The organism is Blautia sp. AM29-29 (genome assembly GCF_003480555.1).
Lineage (GTDB): Bacteria > Bacillota > Clostridia > Lachnospirales > Lachnospiraceae > Fusicatenibacter > Fusicatenibacter saccharivorans.
Genome location: NZ_QUJD01000004.1, coordinates 25,668 through 47,375 on the forward strand (window position 1 = coordinate 25,668; position 21,708 = coordinate 47,375).

A 21,708-nucleotide genomic window follows, 5' to 3' on the forward strand; every position below is an offset into this window, starting at 1 on the left:
ACTAAATTTGAAGCTTTTTGAGAAGGCATGATTCGAAAAGCAAATCTAAAACAAGAGGGTTTTAAAGTAATGGGAGAAATTATTATTCCGCAGGGTTACAAATCTGCATTAAACCTCCACGATACACAGGTGGCGATTAAAACAGTAAAGGATTATTTCCAGCATGAGCTGACACATCGTCTGCATCTGCTCCGTGTAACAGCTCCACTTTTTGTACAGCCGGAAACCGGCTTGAATGACAATCTGAATGGCGTAGAACACCCGGTTTCTTTTGAGTTAAAGGATCAGGGTACCAAGAAAACCGCTGAAATTGTTCAGTCTCTGGCAAAATGGAAACGGTACGCACTTCACAAATACGGCTTCTCTGAGGGAGAAGGCATCTACACCGATATGAACGCCATCCGCCAGGACGAGGTGACCGACAACATTCACTCCGTTTACGTGGATCAGTGGGACTGGGAAAAAATCATGTCCCCGGAAGAACGCAATCTTGATTTCTTAAAGAGTACCGTAAAAGATATCTATGAGGCACTGAAAAACACGGAAAAACATATGGCAGACCAGTACGACTACATCGAAACCATTCTGCCGGATGAAATTTTCTTTATCACTTCCCAGGAACTTGAGGATCGCTATCCGAATCTGACTCCAAAGGAAAGAGAGTATACAATCACCAAAGAAAAAGGTGCTGTCTTTATTATGCAGATCGGCGGCGTGCTTGCTTCCGGAGAGCGTCAGGACGGACGTTCCCCGGACTACGACGACTGGTCCTTAAACGGCGACCTGATCGTTTATTATCCAGTGCTTGACATCGCTCTTGAGCTCTCCTCCATGGGTATCCGCGTCAACGCAGATGCTCTCCGCGCTCAGTTAAAGGAATGCGGATGCCAGTCCCGCGCGAAGCTTCCCTTCCAGAAATCCATTCTGAACGGCACTCTCCCGCAGACAATCGGCGGCGGTATCGGACAGTCCCGTATCTGTATGTTTTTCCTGCGCAAAGCGCACATCGGAGAGGTACAGTGCTCGGTATGGCCGATGGAGACACGAGAGGTGATGGATGTGATGAATATTCAGCTTCTGTAAGATTGGTTTCGAATAGACTATTACTGTAAAAGGGATACGTTTCCTGTCCGCCCGTTTTCAGGGTATGACAGAAACGTATCCCTTTTATATTTTCCTGCATTGCTGCTGCATTTCGTCCTTACATCAAATCTTTTTCTGCTTTTCGCGGTTTCAGAACCGTTCTTCCAAAAGCTCAAGCAGTTCCTCTCTCTGAAAGGATGCTGTCTTAATTTCATCACCGGAAAGGATCTCTTCCGCCAGCTCTTTTTTCCTCTGCTGAAGCTTGATGATTTTTTCCTCGATGGTTCCTTTTGCAATCAATTTGTATACCGTCACAACATTTTTCTGCCCAATACGATGTGCACGGTCTGTCGCCTGATTTTCAACTGCAACATTCCACCATGGATCGTAATGGATGACGATATCCGCGCCGGTCAGGTTCAGGCCGGTTCCGCCTGCTTTTAGGGAAATACAGAATACAGACGTGTCATCCCGGTTGAACTGTTCCACCATTTGTGCACGCTGCTCTTTTTTCGTGCTTCCCTGCAGGACAAAGTAGCTGATGCTTTCTTCCTGCAGACGCGCGGTCAGGATCTCGATCATCGAAGTGAACTGGGAGAACAGCAGGATTTTGTGGCCGGATTCCACGGCACTCTGAATCAGCTCGATGCAGAGATCGAGTTTTGCCGAACCGCCTTCGTAATTTTCGTAAACAAGCGCAGGATCACAGCAGAGCTGACGCAGCCGCGTCAGTTCAGAGAGCACCTGGAACCTGGAATCGGCAAATTCTTCCTCTGTCTGGTTCTGCAGCATAAGCGCCAGCCGCTGGGCATGTGCATGATACAGCTCCTTCTGCTTCTGTTCCATGCAGGCAGCCATATTTTTCTCAATTTTATCCGGCAGATCCTTCAGCACTTCCTTCTTCAGACGGCGCAGAATAAACGGACGGATCATCTTTTGCAGACGTTCTAATCTTTCTTCGTCGCCGTTTCGCACAATCGGAAGTTCAAACTGCTCGCGGAATTTCTGATATCCATAGAGGAATCCCGGCATCAGATAATCAAAGATGCTCCATAGTTCACTTAACTGGTTTTCTACCGGTGTTCCGGTTAATGCCAGGCGGAACGATGCATGGATCGTTTTCACAGCTTTTGCTCCCTGCGTTGCGTGATTTTTGATGAACTGCGCCTCATCAATGATCTCGCAGAAGAACGGGAGATCCTGATACAGTTCGATATCGCGGCGGAGCAAATCGTACGAGGTAATCAAAATATCCTGCATACCGGCATTTTGGATCATCTCTTTCCTCTGTTCCTGTGTGCCGGCGACGAGTCTCGTCTGCAGCTCCGGAGCAAAGCGGGCACATTCGCTCTCCCAGTTATAGACGAGAGATGCCGGTGCAACGATCAAAGAACGACGATTTGCATCTTCGGGTGCTTCCTGCATTTCAGATAAGAGAAAGGCGATGGTCTGCAGCGTCTTTCCAAGTCCCATATCATCCGCCAGAATACCGCCAAAGCCGTTCTGGCATAAGGTTTTCAGCCACCAGAATCCTGTTTTCTGATATTCACGGAGCTGTGCCTGCAGATTGTCCGGAAGTTCAAAATCGTTCTCCTCTGCAGTTTTCATATTTCGGATCAGCATACGGAACTCGCGGTTTTTCTCAACCTGAAGATCATCCTGCTCTTTTAAACGGGTATCGAGGTAGAGTGCTCGGTATTTCGGAATTGTGATCTCGCCGCTCTTCAGCTTTGCCTCGGAGATCTGCAGATTTTCCCGCAGTTCCGAGAGAACGCGGATACCGTCCTCGTCCATATCCATAAATTCACCGGTCCTCAGGCGGTAAAATTTCTTTTTCCGGTCATATTTTGAAAGAATCTCTGCCAGTTCCTCCATGCCAAAATTGCCCGGATTCAAATGAAGTTCCAGTACATTTTCTGCGAGGGATACACCGACAGAAACTTTCGGGGACGGGATGACACGGATCGCTTTTAACCGGTCAGAAACAAAAATTTCGCCCAGTTTCTGCAGATCTTCCATACCGCTGCTTAAAAACTCATACATCTCATCGGCTCCCTGGAGAAGCATCTGATGTTTCCGCGCATCATAGGCACTGAAACAAGATCGAACGAGCTGGTTTGCCGCCGCTTCTTTCCGTACATCACGGCCATGGGAAAGCTGATGGATATCGTTTGCATCTGCAAAAACATTGTATTTTTTCTCGCCATAGACAGCCAGAAGTTCGCAGGTAATCATATCATGCTGCGGCGCATCCAGATAAATCTGAAATTCCACCTGCGGCGGAAGATACTGCTGTAATTCCAGCTTTTCTTCTTTTTTTACCTTAAAATGTTCCTCCAACACCGGAAGAAGTCCCTGGCAGAAGGTCGGGATATCTTCTTTTGCAATTTCACAGACTCCGTCCGGACATCGCTCCATATATTCCAGGAAGTCGCAGACTTCTGCTATCTCTTCCCTTGGGATTCGGTAAATTGTATTTTTTTCTGAAAGAAAATACAAATATTTTCTGCCATAAAAAATGGGATCCGCATACATCTGTACCTTTAGGCCATCTGCTTTCCGTAAAAGCTTCATTTCATACTGCGGCATCCCCTCCTGGCAGTGCCACAGTTTTTCTTCTCTCCAGTTCGTACGACAAAAGAACTCCTGGCTGCCAACAGCCTCAAAAAATTCATCCATATTCTGCACAGAAATCATCACATAACGGTCATCAAAACAGGACGCATAGCTGCCGGTACCTATCTGATAGCATGAGCCGCATTCCATGGTATATGCACTCAGAAATTCTACCATCGGACGGCTTTCTTCTTCAAAAGCATCCATACAGTGCAAAAAAGAAAGCTGCGCACCGTAGCTGACCGTTTCCATATTTTTTACAGCTGCTGTCATTTTGGAAACACTTTTTAATACATACATCCTTTTGCTTCCGATTTTAAATTCTGCCCGAAAGGAATCGTCAAACTGGCTCTCCAGATGAATTTCCAGTTTAACCTGACCTGCTTTTGCTTTCGGCAGAAAAGCAACCTGATCCCGCATCACATAATGTGAAAGCAGTTCAGAAAAACCGGGGCTTGTCTCTGCTTTTGGTGTTGGTTTTACTACTTTTCTGACAATTTTATGTTCTCCCTGGAATTCTTTCATTCCTTTTTTCACGCCGACAGCACGAAGAAGCTGCTCCAGTTCCTGATGTTCTTCGTCATTTCTCACTTTTTCTTCCAGTTTTTTTCTCTCTTTTTTCCGCCATTCAAGATAGTACAGCAAAACAGCGACACAATGTTTGCACAATCCCCAGTACTGCTCATGTGCCGGACAATCACAATCATCTTCCATAATTTCAGACATTTCTTCATCTACAGAAACGCTGACACAATACATATTTTTTCCGCTTCCGTCTACGACAGCTGTAATTTTATGCAGTTGATATCCGAAAATATCCTTCATTTCCTGTACCTGAAAAGCATGCACTTTCTGTTCTTCATAAATCTTTTTTCCACGGTTATATGATACGGAATTCGTCTCCTGTTTGATGTCCGCCTTTGTAATCATGCTGGTAAAATCCTTTCTGTTCTATCTTTTCCCATCATTCACAATTCGTATTTTACAGATTCTGGTTTTGATCACATCCGGGTCAAGATCTCCACTGTAGTAAATGGGAATCCCACTCTGTACGATCAACGAAATCAGTTTTAATGCTGCATACCGCGGCTGTCCCGACGTACACAGCAGCGACACATTCTTTCCCTGCACCTGTTCCATAAGATAGCTGAATACCATTTCGTTTTCCACAATGTATACACACGTTCCGACAGGCTGTACTTCTGTAATACCCTTCAGATTTTCCATGGTAAGCACATACGGTTCCCCGCATCGGCAAAAGGCTTCATATGCTGGATGCCATATCTCCTGTTTTTTCAAACGAATTCCAAACGCATGTACCATGGAAGAAATATTATCCGGCACAACTCCCACGCACTGCAGCAGTTCTCTCCATTGCATTCGGTACTGATAAATAAGAGGTTTCATCAATTGCCTCCAAGTAGTCCATCCTTTTTTCCTTTCTTATTCTCTTTTATTTCAACTAATAAAAATTATATCATATCCTGCTATATATGATAAGTTTCTTTTGGTTAAAAACAGAAAAACCCCGGCCGCCTTACGGCGCCGGGGTCTCTTACGTTTGAGCACAAGTATCTTTCGATACAATTATATTTTATTTCCCGCAGTGCTTTCCTCGATTTCGCTTCGCTCCATCTCGGTCGGGCTGTCGCCCTATAAATTCTCCGACTAATGCCCTTGTGTGAGCAAGCTCCCACCGGTCATTACTCTCCGAATTTGCACTGCTCATAGATAACCGAAATTAGTCGATCAGAGTAGCAACACGGCCTGATCCAACGGTACGGCCACCCTCACGGATAGCGAAGGTAAGACCCTGATCCATAGCGATCGGGTGGATCAGTTCGATGGTCATCTCAACGTTATCACCAGGCATGCACATCTCAGTTCCTTCCGGAAGAGTGATAACACCTGTTACGTCAGTTGTACGGAAGTAGAACTGCGGACGATAGTTGTTGAAGAATGGAGTATGACGGCCACCCTCGTCTTTTGTCAGAACGTATACCTGAGCGGTAAATTTGGTATGGCAGTGAACGGTACCTGGTTTAGCCAGAACCTGTCCTCTTTCGATCTCTGTTCTCTGAACACCACGAAGCAGAGCACCGATGTTATCACCAGCCTGAGCCTCATCGAGGAGTTTACGGAACATCTCGATACCAGTTACAACAGTTTTCTTGGTCTCTTCTTTCAGACCTGCGATTTCAACTTCCTCATTCAGATGAAGAACACCAGCCTCAACACGGCCAGTAGCAACAGTACCACGACCAGTGATGGTGAATACGTCCTCTACAGGCATGATGAAATCTTTATCAGTGTCACGCTGCGGATCCGGGATCCAGCTATCTACTGCATCCATAAGCTCCATGATTTTATCTCCCCATGGGCCAGCCGGATCTTCCAGAGCTTTCAGAGCAGAACCCTGGATGATCGGAGTGTCATCTCCCGGGAAGTCATACTCGTTCAGCAGCTCACGGATCTCCATGTCTACCAGCTCAAGCAGCTCTTCGTCGTCTACCATATCGCATTTGTTCATGAATACAACGATGTAAGGTACACCTACCTGACGGGACAGAAGGATGTGCTCTTTTGTCTGAGCCATAACACCGTCTGTAGCAGCTACTACAAGGATAGCTCCGTCCATCTGTGCAGCACCAGTGATCATGTTCTTTACATAGTCAGCATGGCCTGGGCAGTCAACGTGTGCATAGTGTCTTTTCTCTGTCTGATACTCAACGTGTGCAGTAGAGATTGTGATACCACGCTCTCTCTCTTCCGGAGCTTTATCGATATCTTCGAAGTTCTCAGCAGTGTTTCCTTCTACTCTGGTAGAAAGTACTTTTGTGATAGCTGCGGTCAGAGTTGTTTTACCATGGTCAACGTGGCCGATGGTACCAATGTTACAATGCGGTTTTGTTCTTTCAAATTTAGCTTTAGCCATTTTAAAATGTCCTCCTTAAAATTGCGCCCAGTGGGCTTTTTTGAGACTAAATTGGTGGCAGGAACCCACCTGAATCGTAAACCTGCTAAGTCTGATTATATTGCATTTCTGTCCTATTTGCAAGGGAAATCTTTGAAAAAGATATACATTCAGGCTGTGCAGCCGGTAAGGACTGCACAACCAGTACGGTTTCTCAAATTATTTTGCTTTTGCAGACAGAACTTTTTCCTGTACGTTTTTCGGAACCTGCTCGTATTTATCAAAGAACATGGAGTAGTTACCACGTCCCTGAGTTTTCGAACGAAGGTCTGTTGCGTAACCGAACATTTCAGCCAGCGGTACGAATCCACGGATCATCTTTCCGCCGCCGATGTCATCCATACCCTCGATACGACCACGACGGGAGTTGATATCACCGATAACATCACCCATGTAATCTTCCGGAGTGGAAACTTCGACTTTCATGATAGGCTCAAGAAGAACCGGAGCTCCCTTCTGCATAGCTTCCTTGAATGCCAGAGAACCGGCGATGTGGAATGCCATCTCAGAAGAGTCGACCTCATGATAAGATCCGTCGTATACATTTGCATGAACGCCAACTACCGGGAAGCCTCCCAGGATACCGGCTTTCATAGCCTCTTCGATACCTTCGCCTACAGCCGGGATATACTCTTTCGGAATAGCTCCACCGACAACGGTAGACTCGAATTTGTAAATCTCTTCGCCGTTTGCATCCATAGGCTCGAATTTAACTTTACAGTGACCATACTGTCCACGTCCACCAGACTGTTTTGCATATTTGCTGTCGATGTCTGCCGGTTTGGTAATGGTCTCTTTGTATGCAACCTGCGGAGCACCTACGTTAGCCTCTACTTTGAACTCACGAAGCAGACGGTCAACGATGATTTCCAGATGCAGCTCACCCATACCAGCGATGATGGTCTGACCAGTCTCCTGATTGGTGTGTGCACGGAAGGTCGGGTCCTCCTCAGCCAGTTTTGCAAGGGACTCACCCAGTTTGCCCTGGCCTGCTTTTGTCTTAGGCTCGATAGCCAGCTCGATAACCGGCTCCGGGAACTCCATAGACTCAAGGATTACCGGATGCTGCTCGTCGCAGATGGTATCACCTGTTGTGGTGAACTTGAATCCGATTGCAGCTGCGATGTCACCGGAGTAAACTTTATCCAGCTCCATACGTTTGTTTGCATGCATCTGAAGAATACGTCCAACACGCTCTTTTTTATCTTTTGTTGCATTCAGTACGTAAGAACCGGAGTTCATAGTACCGGAGTACACACGGAAGTATGCCAGTTTACCAACGAATGGGTCTGTCATAATCTTGAATGCCAGTGCGGAGAACGGCTCGTCATCGGAAGAATGTCTTACGATCGGGTTTCCGTCCAGATCGGTACCCTCGATTGGCGGGATATCGGTCGGAGCCGGCATGTACTCAAGGATAGCGTCCAGAAGTTTCTGAACACCTTTGTTTCTGTATGCAGAACCGCAGCATACCGGTACAGCTGTACACTCGCAGGTAGCTTTACGCAGAACTGCTTTCATCTCGTCAACAGACGGGATATCATCATCCAGATAACGCATCATCAGCTCATCATCCAGCTCGCAGATCTTTTCGATCAGTTCTGTATGATACAGCTCAGCGTCGTCTTTCATATCTTCCGGAATATCAGTGATGGAGATATCATCACCCTTATCGTCGTTGTAGATGTAAGCTTTCATCTCGAACAGATCGATAATTCCCTTGAACTCATCTTCCTTACCAATTGGAAGCTGAAGGCAGATAGCATTTTTACCAAGTCTGGTCTTGATCTGATCTACAGCATTGTAGAAGTCAGCACCAAGGATGTCCATCTTGTTGATGAATGCCATACGCGGTACGTTGTAGGTATCAGCCTGACGCCATACGTTCTCAGACTGAGGCTCTACACCACCTTTTGCACAGAACACGCCGACAGCGCCGTCCAGTACACGAAGAGAACGCTCTACCTCTACGGTAAAGTCAACGTGGCCTGGGGTATCAATGATGTTGATACGGTGCTCAAGAGCGCCCGGTTTCGGCTTGCAGTTCTCTTCCAGAGTCCAGTGGCAGGTTGTAGCAGCTGAAGTAATTGTGATACCACGTTCCTGCTCCTGTTCCATCCAGTCCATGGTAGCAGTTCCTTCGTGAGTATCACCAATCTTGTAGTTAACACCGGTATAGTACAGGATACGCTCGGTCAGGGTTGTTTTACCTGCATCGATGTGAGCCATAATACCAATGTTTCTGGTTCTCTCTAATGGATATTCTCTTCCAGCCAACGGATTTTCCTCCTCTTAGAATCTGTAGTGAGCAAATGCCTTGTTAGCCTCTGCCATCTTATGAACTTCTTCTTTCTTCTTCACAGAAGCACCTGTGTTGTTAGATGCATCCAGAATCTCGTTTGCCAGTCTGTCTTCCATGGTACGCTCGCCTCTCTTACGAGAATAAGCGGTCAGCCAACGAAGGCCAAGAGCCTGACGTCTGTCCGGTCTTACCTCGATCGGTACCTGATAAGTAGCACCACCGATACGTCTTGCTTTTACTTCAAGAACCGGCATGATATTGTTCATTGCTTCTTCAAATACTTCGATTGCTGGTTTTCCAGCTTTTTCTTCTACTTTAGCAAATGCGCCGTATACGATTTTCTGGGCAACGCCTCTCTTACCATCCAGCATGATGTTGTTGATCAGCTTGGTTACCACTTTGTTATTGTATAACGGATCTGCTAAAACATCTCTTTTCTGAGTATGTCCTTTACGTGGCACGTTACTTCCCTCCTTAACCATCATTCGATTAAATCATCGGTACTCACACTTATTTGCAGTATGTCCGCGCGTGTAAATTCTCTATAAATCCGCAGCCGTGGGGATTTATGGAATAACGCACAACATTTCGCTTTTTTTGTGATACTAGATATATCTCGAACTCGTTTTACTTAATTATTTCTTTTTCGGTCTCTTAGCACCGTATTTAGAACGGGCCTGTTTTCTGTTAGCAACACCTGCAGTATCAAGTGTACCACGGATGATGTGGTATCTGGTACCTGGCAGGTCCTTAACTCTTCCTCCACGGATCAGAACAACGCTGTGCTCCTGAAGGTTGTGACCTTCTCCTGGGATGTAACTTGTTACTTCGATTCCGTTGGAAAGACGAACTCTGGCGATTTTACGAAGAGCTGAGTTAGGTTTTTTCGGTGTAGCAGTTTTAACAGCTGTGCACACACCTCTCTTCTGAGGAGAAGACATATCTGTGGATTTCTTTCTCAGAGAATTGTAGCTTTTCTGCAGTGCCGGCGCGGTAGATTTCTTTACGGAAGTCTCACGGCCTTTTCTTACTAACTGGTTGAATGTTGGCATTCCATTTCACCTCCTGATAGATTTCTCCGTGTGTCCCACGGGGTTTCATACGGCTGCTTTTGTTCAACATAAATGCTTTGCAGCTTTTTGCGCGCCAAAAGAAACCGTCTTTTACGCACGCTCGTTTATTATATCGTCTGTCCTATCAAAAGTCAAGGGGAAAATTCGTAAAAATCGCGTGTTCACGCGGCTTTTTGCGGATTTTCCCCATTGCTGCATTACTATATAAAAGTGTTTTTTCTTCCTATTATATTCTCATCCAATTATTTTCTGACATTTTTTTTCGTCAGAACGTGTACACGAAAGAATCCTGCTTTGCAGGCTTTCAGACTTCACCGGCTGCGGCGGGTCGCTTCAGCGATACAAAAACGAAACCGGCTGTTTGCGGAAATGATTTTTCAGACATACTCTAAAGCGGACGGTCTCGAAAGCCCGGGCACGCATCACACCGTTTTGGTTTTTCCTCACTCTGTGCATTTCCCCAGAGCTCGCGCGCTTTTTCCTCTGCGCAACCCCTGCACCAGGGAAACATACGGATGTTGCTGATGTAGAATCTTTGAAAGGTTATCTCATCGTTGTTGATGTCAAACTGCTGTTTTCCCGACAACTCCTCTACATGTTCCGCAATCCATGCCTTCTGTCCTTCTGTCGCCGGGTGTCCCGGTCCGCCGAGCACATAATCCATATCGGCATGGAGATTTTCCGGTTCACCTGGTTTGTGGAAGCCCACAAATAAAATATATCCCCGGCGCAAAAGCTCCTGAATCGGCTCGTCCGTCTGACCTTCCGGGCCTAGAATTGCCCGCGCGGTCTGCGCATGAAAATTTTCTGTTTTTGGATAGAATCTTCCCGTTGGTGCTAAAAATCCATCTGCCATGCTTTTATCTCCCATATATTCTCATTTGTTCTACGCTTATATACCATACTCGATTTTTCTCCAACAGGCAAGGCTTGTTTTTACTGAATTCTTTTTACTCGATTCTTTTTGCTGGATTCTTTTTTGAATCTGTGCTATACTCATTCCCGTGCATTTATATAATCGGATTTTCCCGCCTTTTTACGGGTGTCCGGACTGGTTCGTGAACTTCCCAGTATAAAAAACCAAGTATCTCAAAATCATTTTATTTCAAGGAGATTGGAAAATGAATGCAAAAAAACTGATCATCGACTGTGATCCCGGCATCGACGATTCTCTCGCCCTGATGCTTGCCGCAGCTTCCAAAGAGCTGGATCTGATCGGCATCACCACAGTCAGCGGAAATGTACCCGCTTCTATGGGCGCAAAAAATGCCCTCAAAATTCTTTCCATGATTGGAAAAACAGATGTCCCTGTTTATGTCGGAGAGGAAACTCCCCTGGTCCGCGACTATGTGGATGCCATGGACACGCACGGCATGGACGGCCTCGGCGAATCCGGCTGGCCGGATGTCAAAGAGCTTACGCCAAAAACAGACGCTGTTTCTTTCCTCATCGAAACCTTAAAAGCAACCCCTGATGTTACCATTCTTGCCCTCGGACCGATGACGAACCTTGCAAAAGTCATCTCCCGCGCACCGGAGTGCCTGACAAACCTGATGTCTCTTGTCTCCATGGGCGGAAGCTATAAGAGCCATGGAAACTGCTCCCCGGTTGCCGAGTACAATTACTGGTGCGACCCGGATGCCGCAGCCGAAGTATTCCGCGCGTTTTCCGAGCTGCCGCAGCTTGCAGGCAAAAAACTTCATATGATCGGGCTGGATGTCACACGAAAAATTGTCCTGACGCCGAATCTTGTGGAATATATGAAATGCGTAAATCCAGGAGTCGGAACCCGCATTGAGGAGCTGACGCGCTTCTACTTTGATTTCCACTGGAAGCAGGAAAAGGTCATCGGATGCGTGATCAACGATCCGCTCGCGGCCGCTTATCTTGTGGATCCGTCGCTCTGCAGCGGTTTTGATGCGTATACGCAGGTAGAAACCGGAGGTCTCTGCATCGGACAGACGGTTGTGGATGCCATGAATTTTTATCAGAAAGCACCGAACAGCCACATTCTGACGCAGGTCGATGTGCGCCGTTTCTTCCTGATGTTCTTTGAGCGCGTTCTCGGCGTGCCGCAGGAGGAATCCGCACCGGTTCTCGACCAGATTCTCACCGCACCGCCGGTCTTCCCACATGAGACGATGTTTCAGAAGGGAGGCGAGGCATGATGAATACTAACCGTACGTTAAAACTCACGACACTCGCGCTCTGCGGTGTCATCAATATTCTCGGCGGTACCATTGCTCTGCTGCTGCGTCTTCCGGTTTATCTGGACTCCATCGGAACAGTTCTGGCAGCCGCTCTGTTCGGACCTGCTGCAGGCCTCGTTCCGGGACTGATCTCCGGACTCATTTCCGGCATGACGAGTGATGTCTATGCGTTTTACTATATTCCGGTGCAGCTTGTCATCGGTCTCGTTGCCGGCCTTGTATTCCGCAGACTCCGCCCGTCCCATACGGCAGGATCCCGCAGCGAGAGTCTTTCCCTCCGCTCCATGGGCTGGAAGCTGTTTCCGGCAGCGCTTGTGATCTCACTTCCGGGTACTGTGGTAAGTTCCACAATCACCGCGGTTGTTTTCGGTGGAATTACTTCCTCCGGCTCCACTGTGCTGGTGCAGCTGCTTCACAGTCTCGGTATGAATCTGACTCTCTCTGTCTGCGTTGTACAGGCCATGACAGACTTTGTGGATCGAATGATTGTCCTTGCAGTCGTCCTCGTGATTCTGCCCGCCGTTTCTTCTGCTTTCGGCAGTCTTTCTATGAGAAGCAGAAAATAATCTGTACCAATAGCACAAAGAATCCTGCAAAAAATTCACTTTCTTTTTTGCAGGATTCTCATATTTTGGCATAACAAGAACTCCGGAAAAAAGGGGAGGCTGCATCAGGAGCCATCCCTTTTCCGGAGTTTTTTATTTCTTCTTTAATAAAATCATTCACATGCGCGGATCCATACCTGCATTTCGCCCTCACCTCGGTTGTTCCACATATAATATGGAATCAGCTTCAGTTTCGTCTTTTCCTCTTCCTCTTTCTGATACAGATGATACAACGGCTGTTTTTCCGCATCGCCCAGCTTCATGCGACGTCCCTCGGCCGTTACGCGCACAAAGTGCTCGCCCAGCTCATCGGCTGCTTCTGCGGTTTTTTCACCATTCACACAGAGTTTTGTCAAATGCAGATTCTTTCCGTTGTCTGCTTCTTCCATACAGTAAACAACCGGTCCTCGTTTTACGGCAACACGGCCGGCGTCCTCGCGTACAAGCGGATTGGATGCCAAAAACTGGATTTCCATCGGGAAGTTCAGGCGGATCGTCTCACCCTTCGCCCATACTTTTGTCACATACAGATACCCGTCTTTTTCTTCCAATTCTGCGCCTTTTGGAATCTCTTTTTCATAAGAAGCACACCATCCCGGGATGCGGAATGCAAAGGTGTACGGCTCTTTGGTATCGCTCTCGCAGGTCACGGAAACATGGCCGTCCCACGGGAATTCGGAAGTGATGGATGCTTTTACTTTTTCTCCTTCCACTGTTCCACCCATGTACAAGTGGACAAACAGGGTTGTGTCGTTTTCCGTGTATGCGTAAGATGCAACTGAGCTTACCGTTCTTGCCAGGTTCGGAGGGCAACAGGCACAGCCGAACCATTTCTGGCGGATCGGTTTTACATGGAATTTCCGCTCATCCTTGTGGCATGCCTCCGGCAGTACCTCCAGCGGATTGACATAGAAGAAGCTCTTTCCGTCGAGCGCCATTCCGGAGAGAACGCCATTGTAGAGGGCTAATTCCATCACATCCGCGTACTCTGCTTTTGCCTGAATCTCCAGCATGCGGCGAGCAAAGAACACAAGACCGATGGATGCACAGGTCTCTGCGTAAGCGGTATCGTTTGGCAGGTCATAGTTGAAAGAGAATGCCTCTCCTATATGAGTGGCACCGATTCCGCCGGTGACGTACATTTTCTGATGCACCATGTTGTTCCAGAGAGTTTCACAGGCTTTCAGCAGGCTCTCATCCTGCGTTGCCCTTGCCACATCCGCCATGCCGGAATAGAGATATACGGCGCGTACGGAGTGCCCCTGCACCTCATCCTGCTGACGCACCGGGCGGTTTGCCTGATTGTAGCTATATCGTTCCTCGCCCTCCGGGCAGGTCAGACCGCGCTCGATATCGTAATAGTATGGTTTTGTTCCGCGCTCGTCGATGAAGTATTTTGCAAGATCGAGATACTTCTGCTCGCCGGTCAGATCATAGAGACGCATCAGAGCCATCTCTGCAATTTCGTGACCAGGATAACCTGCTTTTTTCCCCTCGCCGTGACCGAGTTTGCTGGCAATAAAGTCCGCGAAACGCTCTGCTGCTTTTAAGAGACGGTCTTTTCCGGTCGCCTGATAATAGGCTACGGCGCCTTCCGTCAGATGACCGAAGCAGTACAGCTCATGGTTGTCCTTAAGGTTTGTAAAAATCATATCCTGATCGTTGATCAGATAGTAGGTATCGAGGTATCCGTCTTCTCTCTGTGCTGCGCAGACAGCTTCAATTGCTTCATCTGCCGTTTTTTCCAGCTCCGGATCGGGATGCTGTGTCAGGGAGTACGCAACTGCCTCCACCCATTTGGTAAAATCGGTATCCTGGAACAGGAAGCCATAAAATCTTCCGTCCATTTTGCCATCCTTCGGCAGTGTCTCAAAAGTATCCAGCGGATATTTGATCTGAACAAATTTGTCTCCTTTTGCTTTCCGCTCTTTTTCAACTTCACCGGCGCGGCGGTAGTTCCGCATACAGAAGCTCGGTGCTGCTTCCGGAACATTGTCATTTAAGGCATTCCACTGATACGGAATTACTTCGGTGCGGACAAGCTCCATCTCTTTTTTCCAGAATGCATCAGTAACCTGGACTTTTGCCAGGGATAATGGTTTGCTGAAGTTTTTCTGATCCATTTTTTCGGTCTCCTTTTTCGTTGTCTTCCGCCGCCTCCTGGTTTGAAAAAGATATTTTCCTTGCTTTCAGGGATGGGAAGCGTTACACTTCTTTTGACGGCTGTTTTCCTGTTTTTCTATAGTTTTATTTTAGCAAAACAGACCGCCGTTTAAAATACAAGAATGTTTGAAAAGGTTTGAAAAAGTCATATGATCTCTGTTTTATTTCCAGATGCCGCCTGTTTTACCTACGACCTCTGCGGCAAATTCCAGTCCCCGTCCCCGGAGTGGATGCACCTGACACGGAATCTCGTCAATTTTGAACTGATGGTTGTGACGGAAGGAACGCTTTTTATCGCGGACGAACGCCGCTCTTACGAAGTCCATCCTGGCGAATATCTTCTTTTGCCTCCGACCGCCCATCAGCACGGCTCGAAAAAAGGAAGCTGCTCTTTCTACTGGCTCCATTTTATCCCTGGTATCCCCTCCGCACCGCTCATCGCTCCTTCTGACCCGACCGCCGGATCGGTTCTGGATGAGTTTCATGCTGCACCGCCATCCTCCTACCGCCTTGAGGACCTCGCTCCCGCCCAGCTTCCATCCAACTACCCCGAAACGTTATGCATCCCGCGCCAGGGAACGCTTTCCTCCCCGAACCGCGTCATCATCCTCATGAAGCAGCTCCAGGACACTTCCCTGCGTTTCCACAACACGTTCCTCAACAACAGCCTGACTGCCGCTGTTCTCGGCGAAATCAACTGTCAGAGCCCCTTCTACCGCACCTACACTTCCGAAACGCAGCGGACGCAGATCCTGCAGGACATTATCAGCTACATCCAGTACCACAGCAGCGAGTCCCTCAAAGTCACCGAACTCGCCCGTTATTTCGGATACAACGACAAATACCTCTCCTCCCTCTTCCACGAGGGCACCGGGATGACGTTAAAACAATTCATCCTGAAATCCAAAATGGACAGCGCTATGGCCGAGCTGACGGACACAAATCACACGGTCTCTCAGATTGCCTATAACGTTGGATTTCAGGATGCGCATAATTTTTCCACGGCTTTCCGAAAGCTCACCGGGATGACGCCGGGACAGTACCGGAAGAGTTATGGGAACCGGAAACTTTCTTTTGAATAGGACGGGAGGATACGACCCCCAGGCACCGCGGGGGGCGGACGCTCCGCTGCGCCTGGGGACCCATCTACGTTTTGGCGGACGGAAGTGATTTACTCAATGGATGGATTCACTTATTCTTTAGAAATTTACTGTTTCTTTTAGAAAATAGACATACTTTGCTCACATTTCTTCACTATACTATATCTCAGATAGTTGATGAACCACTCAAAACTATCTCCCCCCTCATTATGAAAGAGCAGCCCGCATATCCGCGGGCTGTTCTTATTTTTTGTCTTTTTGCACCCCACCTAACGTAAATGCCGCCTGCGGTCGGGGAAATATCCCGACCGCAGGCGGCCTCACAATCTACCGTGGAATCACATTACTCTTCCGCAGCTTCAATTGCTGCAGTCTCGATAATAAATTTCACGCTTCCATCCATTCCATTTGCCTTACCACTGTAAGAAGTATAAGCACATTTATCCGAATTCAGCGCCTGAATCCGATCCAGTACATCTCCCAGATCATCCTCAAAGGTACTCTTCAGCTTGCTGGTACCCTCTTCTTCAAACTTCTTCGTACCGTCAGCCAGTTCTTTCGCCCCATCGGACAGCTCGTCAATACCATCAACAACCTTGCTGCTTCCCGATTTCAGATCAGAAGCTCCGCTTGCCAGAGAAGAAGTTCCATTTGCCAGTGTAGAAGCTCCGCTCGCCAGCGTAGATGCTCCGCTTGCCAGCGTAGAAGCTCCGCTGTTCAGTTCAGAAGCTCCGCCTGCCAGGGAAGAAGTTCCATTTGCCAGTGTGGAGGCTCCGCTTGCCAGCTGGGATGCTCCGCCTGCTACCTGAGAAGCACCGCTTCTTAAGCTTCCGCTGTTTGCAGAAAGTTTTGCAGATCCATCGCTTAACTGGCTTCCCAGCTGTCCAAGACCTGCGGTCAGCTGTGTCGTGCCGCCCTGCAGAGTCGTAACACCCTCAACCAGAGCCGGTGCATTTGCTTTCAGCTGGCTTGCGCCGGAAAGCAGCGTGTCATTGTAAGCACTCAGCTGGGTAAATCCTGCGTTCAGTGCATTGATGCCTGCTGTTGCTTTTGCAAAACTCTCATTTGTGCTGCTGTACAGCTGGCTCACACCTGCGGACAGAGTACCGATGCCCTTGTACAGAGCGCTTCCGCCTGCATCAAGCTGTGCCACACCTGCGGTCAGTTTCTGCATTGCACCAAGATTCTGCTCAACAACTGTTTTATTATCGGTGATGGTCTGCATCTGTTTCTGCATGGTCTCAAGCTGCGGCATCAGAGCTGCAACCGTCTTCTGCAGATCACTGTACTGGCTCTTGATGTCGCTCATCTTCTGCTGCATTGCTGCAAGACCGGAGAGATCCGGGCGCTCGATTTCGAAGTTCAGTTCCGGAAGGGTAATCTGCGGAGCTGTAACTGGAGTAACCGAAACGGTTCCGGCGGAAGCGGAAACGCTGACACTTCCGATCTGGTTTCTTGCTTTACTTAAGGAATCGGCAAGCTCTGTATTTCCAGCGCTCTTAGCTGCGGAAATCTGTGCATCCAGTGTAGCTGCTGCTGCAGAGAGCTGATCATTTGCCTGTTTTGCTGCATCGGCGGATGCCTGGCTTGCTGCTGTATCAGCTGCGCTCTGTGCTGCTGCTGTTGCTTCCTGGTTCAGCTGTGCTGCTGCTCCGTCTGCCCATGCCTGAACCTGTGCTGCCATCTGGGTTCCCATCTGCGTTGCCTGATTCGTGATCTGTGCCTCCAGACCGCTTAAGTAGCTCTCAAGTCCTTTGGACAGCGTATCCATCTGGCTCATCAGCTCGCTGCCGTTTGTCATCATGCTGTTGACAGATCCTGCGATTGTGGTGTTCAGAACCTCGGAGAGTGCCTCGGTCTCGGAGATCAGGGTAGAACCGGTGCTGGTCATACCGTCTACCATCGTCAGAAAGCTCTGTACATCGGTGCTCTGCAGCTGCTCGTTCAAACTGGTCAGTCCTTCGGAGAGTTGTTTTGCTCCTGCTAAAATATCATTCTCATCTTTTCCGTCGAGTGCTGCGTTCAGTGTTGCGATTGCACTGTTTACCTCGGTCAGGCCGTCTGCCAGAGGCTGAAGCTGCTCAGCGCCTGCTGCAAGCTGTTTCTCGCCTGCTACATAAGAAGCAACGCCGTCGGACAGCTGTGTTGTTCCGTCGGTGTACTGTTTTACGCCTGCAACGACTTTATTCACACCGTTTACATACTCGGTTACGCTTCCAGTCAGCACACCGTTCTTTCCAAGATACGTCTGGATTGCTTTATTCAGGGTATCAGCGCCCTCGGTGTAGGAGTTTACGCCGCTTGCCAGGGAAGAAGCTCCGCTGCTTAAGGTGGATGCTCCGTTGGACAGGGTAGCTGCTCCGCTGTTTAAGGTAGAAGCTCCGCTGTTCAGAGTAGAAGTTCCGTTTGCCAGAGTCGATGCTCCGCTTGCCAGTGTGCCGGCTCCGCTTGCCAGTGTGCCGGCTCCGCTGTTCAGCTCGTCAGCGCCGTCTTTTAACGTTCCGATACCGTCATCCAGCTCTTTGTAGCTGTCTTTTAAAGTATCCACACCATCGGAGAGTGCCTTGGAACCGTCAACCAGTTCCATTGCAGCATCCTCAAGATCACTCAGTGCATCCTTCAGATCATCGTATCCGGTGATGTTGTCGGTATCGATGGTGTCGAGAACATCGTCAAGTGCAACGGTGAAGGTAGAATCCAGAGAGAAGTTCTCCACATCTGCAGTGATCTCCAGGCTTTCCGGCAGTTCGAAATCGCTGTCACCGGATACCAGATCTTCAAGGGAATCGGAATTTAATCCCAGGCTTTCCTGCAGGCCCGGCATACCAAATCCGATTACGATGTTTCTGCTTCCATCGGAAATGACTTTACCATTGTCGATCTTGACATTGGAGAAAGTATCCTGCGGAAGAATCATTCCGGTCATCAGGACGAATGGGGTGTACATCGTCTCTTTCTTGCCATTGATGTCAACCGTTGTCTTTGTGTTGTTTGTATAGTCAACTTTGATTTTCAGTTTTCCGCTCTTTCCGGCCAGGTCATCCGGTTTGATTTCCTTGCCGTCCAGATAATAGGTGAACTTCACGGAAACCGGAGGTTCTTTTGTGGTTGTTCCCTGATAATAGATATCCTCGCCGTCTGTCTGCCAGGTCAGCTCGTTTCCGCTCTGGGTGAACTCCTCGTCGCCCTTTACGTTTTTGATGTCCTTCAGTTCACTCTCATCTTTCAGGTTCTTTTCCGTTCCTGCGTTCTTCAGCCAGTTGGATACGGTGATCTGATCTTCCGATCCGTCTGCATTTGCATTTACATATACGGTTTCTTCTTTGGAAACCGCTGCGTCCTCTCCTGTCGCTGCATAAACCGGAGCAGCTCCCATAACAGCAGCCATACCAACAGCAAGACCAGACATCATCTGTTTTCTCAGTTTTCTGTTTCTATTCATTGTGATAAACTTCCTTTCTGTGGTTTTTATAATGGTTTTTTATGATGAAATCCAGGATCATAAGAGAAGTAAAACCCGCTCGGAGTAAGATACTGCGGGATACTGTTTCCCTCAGATCGAGGATGTTTTTCCTATGCCTTTCAATCATCTAATGTTATAACGCAAAAATGACTCTTAGTCAACATTAAATACTGCACAAAATTGACGATCGGTCATTTTTTTCTTCGTGCATAGTCACAAAAATGAGAAAATTAGTCATTTTCCCTTTGACAGTTTCCATGTATTCTAACTATAATTGTAGTTAAGTAAATGACACATGATGTGATATTTTTCAGGAAAGGAGACTCTCTGTGGGAAAAATTGACAACAACAAACAAATGAAACGTGAGTCCCTTCTGGACTCTGCTTTCTCACTTTTTATCAACAACGGCTTCAGTAAAACATCCATTTCGGATATCGTGAATAACGCCGGCGTTGCAAAAGGTACCTTCTATCTTTATTTCAAAGATAAGTACGATATTCGGAATCATCTGATTGCACATAAGGCGAGTCAGGTATTTCAGGCCGCCTACTCAGATCTGCTGCGCCACCCGGATATCCATGATTTTGAAGAGCAGGTGCTTTTTATCACCGACAATATCCTCGACCAGTTTGCCGCCAACCACAGCCTCGTGACGCTGATTTCCAAGCATCTGAGCTGGGGATTCTTCAAAAACTCTCTTACCTTTGCTCCGTTTGCCGACACGCCGGCCATCTACACCATCTATGAATCTCTGCTCTCTCATGCAGCATATACGTATCGCTCACCGGAGCTGATGTTCTATATGATTCTGGAGCTTGTAAGCGGTACAAGCTACAATGCTATCCTGTACCAGCAGCCGGTTCCGCTTGAAGAACTAAAGCCGGAGCTCTACGCTGCCATTCGGGGCATTTTCAAGCAGTTCCGAATCCGGAAGAAACGGAAAACCACGGAAAATGCAGGCGCGAATCCCGACTCACTGCTCTCGTAAACAAGAAAGAATCCTGCTTTGCAGGATTCTCCGCCTGCGGCGGGTCGCTTCAGCGACATAATTCCCGTCCGCCGCAGTGCGATCCTGCCCGGAGGGCTTTTTTAATTTACAGGAAAATTCAACGAAGTTTCCTGTAAATCAAAAAAATACTTTCGCGGAATCTTTTCAAAAGAAACCACGAAAGTATTTTTTATTTTTCTCTTTGCCTATACCTGCTGTTCCAGATACTCACCAATCCGCTGTTCCATCACAGGCACCAGCCACTCGGCATAGCCGGCCTTCATCGGATGAATCGGATCCTGAAGATACAGTTTTCGTTTTTCCGGGGAAACACGGTTGATTCGTTCGTCATTCCAGAAATCGATCACACCGATCTGCCATTTTTCCTGAATTTTCAGAAGCGCCTCTACCATCTTCGCGTACGGCTTGGAATCATACTGTGGATTCGTATAGAACATCACCGGGCAATGCCACGTTTCTTTTGCATATGCAATGATATACTCAATCGCGCCGCAGACAGTTTCGACATCGAAGCTCTCCAGATCGCGGGATTCCGAAATTTCACCGAGCGGGCTGTTGCGTGTTGCATCGTTAGTGGACAGCTGGCAGATAAAAAGATCCACCTGTTGCTTTGGATCAAGCCTGTCGCGCATACGCTCGATGTAGGAATCCTCACCATTATCAATCAGCGTGGTTCCGTTGACCGCTTCTTTGATGCAGGTACAGCTGTCTTTCTTCGCTATGTACTCCGCAAACGAATTGTTGTGGGCAGCAAAGCCCTTCGTCACGGAGGATCCCAAAAATACAACTGTTTTTCCTTTTAACGGACTTGTTTTTTTAAACGGAATACGGGAAACATCGTATCGGACGGAATTTCCCTTTTTAAAATAACCTGTTTTCTTATTCATGCTATATATGCCGCCGACAGCTAAGGCTGCGCCTCCCGCGGCCAGGATTCCGGCTATTATTTTTGCATCCATCGCAAAACCTCCATTATCTGATTCAATACCACTTCACAGATCCTGTCGGATCTTTTTTTCGAATACCCCTATCTTACATCATTTTTCCGAAAATGCAAGTAAACTTTGTTGTCGATTTTGTTCCGATTTTGTTAACAAAATACGGATTTT

The 21,708-nt window shown here is 47.8% G+C and carries 15 protein-coding genes and 1 riboswitch; of the genes, 5 read left to right on the forward strand and 10 right to left on the reverse strand.

Annotation, left to right across the window (positions count from 1 at the left end; all coding sequences use genetic code 11):
- The first annotated feature begins 69 nt into the window (after positions 1-69).
- On the forward strand, positions 70-1,083 hold the full coding sequence (gene asnA / locus DW769_RS03880) for an aspartate--ammonia ligase (RefSeq protein WP_118749987.1): 1,014 nt from the start codon (positions 70-72) through the stop codon (positions 1,081-1,083).
- Between the two features lie 150 nt (positions 1,084-1,233).
- Here asnA and DW769_RS03885 read toward each other — a convergent pair whose 3' ends face one another.
- The 7 genes from DW769_RS03885 to DW769_RS03915 all read right to left on the reverse strand — a co-directional run bounded on the left by DW769_RS03885 (position 1,234) and on the right by DW769_RS03915 (position 10,904).
- Positions 1,234-4,629, reverse strand: a complete 3,396-nt coding sequence (locus tag DW769_RS03885) for a DEAD/DEAH box helicase (RefSeq protein WP_118749988.1) — start codon at positions 4,627-4,629, stop codon at positions 1,234-1,236.
- Positions 4,630-4,650: 21 nt separating this feature from the next.
- Positions 4,651-5,106, reverse strand: coding sequence for a DUF2399 domain-containing protein (locus tag DW769_RS03890; protein WP_118749989.1), 456 nt, complete (start codon positions 5,104-5,106; stop codon positions 4,651-4,653).
- A 334-nt stretch (positions 5,107-5,440) separates the two neighbouring features.
- Positions 5,441-6,634, reverse strand: coding sequence for an elongation factor Tu (tuf, locus tag DW769_RS03895; RefSeq protein WP_022463261.1), 1,194 nt, complete (start codon positions 6,632-6,634; stop codon positions 5,441-5,443).
- A gap of 198 nt (positions 6,635-6,832) precedes the next feature.
- The gene (gene fusA / locus DW769_RS03900; RefSeq protein WP_117509903.1) at positions 6,833-8,950 is read right to left on the reverse strand and encodes an elongation factor G; all 2,118 of its coding nucleotides are present in this window, start codon (positions 8,948-8,950) and stop codon (positions 6,833-6,835) included.
- A 15-nt stretch (positions 8,951-8,965) separates the two neighbouring features.
- Positions 8,966-9,436 (reverse strand): 30S ribosomal protein S7, encoded by a 471-nt coding sequence (gene rpsG / locus DW769_RS03905; RefSeq protein ID WP_022463259.1) that lies wholly within the window; start codon positions 9,434-9,436, stop codon positions 8,966-8,968.
- Positions 9,437-9,610: 174 nt separating this feature from the next.
- The gene (gene rpsL, locus DW769_RS03910; RefSeq protein ID WP_022463258.1) at positions 9,611-10,027 is read right to left on the reverse strand and encodes a 30S ribosomal protein S12; all 417 of its coding nucleotides are present in this window, start codon (positions 10,025-10,027) and stop codon (positions 9,611-9,613) included.
- Positions 10,028-10,436: 409 nt separating this feature from the next.
- A complete protein-coding gene (locus DW769_RS03915) occupies positions 10,437-10,904 on the reverse strand; it encodes a hypothetical protein (RefSeq protein WP_117802594.1) in 468 nt (155 codons plus the stop codon).
- Positions 10,905-11,093: 189 nt separating this feature from the next.
- Positions 11,094-11,138, forward strand: a riboswitch (PreQ1 riboswitch).
- A gap of 31 nt (positions 11,139-11,169) precedes the next feature.
- Here DW769_RS03915 and DW769_RS03920 point away from each other — a divergent pair.
- Together DW769_RS03920 and DW769_RS03925 are read left to right on the forward strand one after the other, a co-directional pair.
- Positions 11,170-12,216 carry a nucleoside hydrolase gene (locus DW769_RS03920; protein WP_118749990.1) on the forward strand — a complete coding sequence of 349 codons (1,047 nt, stop codon included), beginning with the start codon at positions 11,170-11,172 and terminating at the stop codon, positions 12,214-12,216.
- On the forward strand, positions 12,213-12,824 hold the full coding sequence (locus DW769_RS03925) for an ECF transporter S component (RefSeq protein WP_022463255.1): 612 nt from the start codon (positions 12,213-12,215) through the stop codon (positions 12,822-12,824). The genes DW769_RS03920 and DW769_RS03925 overlap by 4 nt, the downstream gene beginning before the upstream one ends.
- Before the next feature lie 152 nt (positions 12,825-12,976).
- Here DW769_RS03925 and DW769_RS03930 read toward each other — a convergent pair whose 3' ends face one another.
- On the reverse strand, positions 12,977-14,986 hold the full coding sequence (locus DW769_RS03930) for a glycoside hydrolase family 127 protein (protein ID WP_117802596.1): 2,010 nt from the start codon (positions 14,984-14,986) through the stop codon (positions 12,977-12,979).
- Between the two features lie 189 nt (positions 14,987-15,175).
- Between DW769_RS03930 and DW769_RS03935 the strand changes: the two genes are divergently transcribed.
- Positions 15,176-16,108, forward strand: coding sequence for an AraC family transcriptional regulator (locus DW769_RS03935; protein ID WP_117802597.1), 933 nt, complete (start codon positions 15,176-15,178; stop codon positions 16,106-16,108).
- Between the two features lie 361 nt (positions 16,109-16,469).
- Here DW769_RS03935 and DW769_RS03940 read toward each other — a convergent pair whose 3' ends face one another.
- Entirely contained in the window at positions 16,470-19,568 is a 3,099-nt protein-coding gene (locus DW769_RS03940; RefSeq protein ID WP_118749991.1) for a hypothetical protein, read from the reverse strand.
- A gap of 350 nt (positions 19,569-19,918) precedes the next feature.
- Between DW769_RS03940 and DW769_RS03945 the strand changes: the two genes are divergently transcribed.
- Positions 19,919-20,578 (forward strand): TetR/AcrR family transcriptional regulator, encoded by a 660-nt coding sequence (locus DW769_RS03945; RefSeq protein WP_118595266.1) that lies wholly within the window; start codon positions 19,919-19,921, stop codon positions 20,576-20,578.
- Positions 20,579-20,784: 206 nt separating this feature from the next.
- Here the strand turns inward: DW769_RS03945 and DW769_RS03950 are convergent, their stop codons facing one another.
- The gene (locus tag DW769_RS03950; RefSeq protein WP_118749992.1) at positions 20,785-21,558 is read right to left on the reverse strand and encodes an SGNH/GDSL hydrolase family protein; all 774 of its coding nucleotides are present in this window, start codon (positions 21,556-21,558) and stop codon (positions 20,785-20,787) included.
- Positions 21,559-21,708: the final 150 nt, after the last annotated feature.

What these genes read in the sequence shown, in the direction of transcription:
- asnA (WP_118749987.1), top strand. Translation starts at nt 70, where the DNA reads ATGGGAGAAATTATTATTCCGCAGGGTTACAAATCTGCATTAAACCTC.
- DW769_RS03885 (WP_118749988.1), bottom strand. Translation starts at nt 4,629, where the DNA reads ATGATTACAAAGGCGGACATCAAACAGGAGACGAATTCCGTATCATAT.
- DW769_RS03890 (WP_118749989.1), bottom strand. Translation starts at nt 5,106, where the DNA reads ATGAAACCTCTTATTTATCAGTACCGAATGCAATGGAGAGAACTGCTG.
- tuf (WP_022463261.1), bottom strand. Translation starts at nt 6,634, where the DNA reads ATGGCTAAAGCTAAATTTGAAAGAACAAAACCGCATTGTAACATTGGT.
- rpsL (WP_022463258.1), bottom strand. Translation starts at nt 10,027, where the DNA reads ATGCCAACATTCAACCAGTTAGTAAGAAAAGGCCGTGAGACTTCCGTA.
- DW769_RS03915 (WP_117802594.1), bottom strand. Translation starts at nt 10,904, where the DNA reads ATGGCAGATGGATTTTTAGCACCAACGGGAAGATTCTATCCAAAAACA.
- DW769_RS03920 (WP_118749990.1), top strand. Translation starts at nt 11,170, where the DNA reads ATGAATGCAAAAAAACTGATCATCGACTGTGATCCCGGCATCGACGAT.
- DW769_RS03925 (WP_022463255.1), top strand. Translation starts at nt 12,213, where the DNA reads ATGATGAATACTAACCGTACGTTAAAACTCACGACACTCGCGCTCTGC.
- DW769_RS03930 (WP_117802596.1), bottom strand. Translation starts at nt 14,986, where the DNA reads ATGGATCAGAAAAACTTCAGCAAACCATTATCCCTGGCAAAAGTCCAG.
- DW769_RS03935 (WP_117802597.1), top strand. Translation starts at nt 15,176, where the DNA reads ATGATCTCTGTTTTATTTCCAGATGCCGCCTGTTTTACCTACGACCTC.
- DW769_RS03940 (WP_118749991.1), bottom strand. Translation starts at nt 19,568, where the DNA reads ATGAATAGAAACAGAAAACTGAGAAAACAGATGATGTCTGGTCTTGCT.
- DW769_RS03950 (WP_118749992.1), bottom strand. Translation starts at nt 21,558, where the DNA reads ATGGATGCAAAAATAATAGCCGGAATCCTGGCCGCGGGAGGCGCAGCC.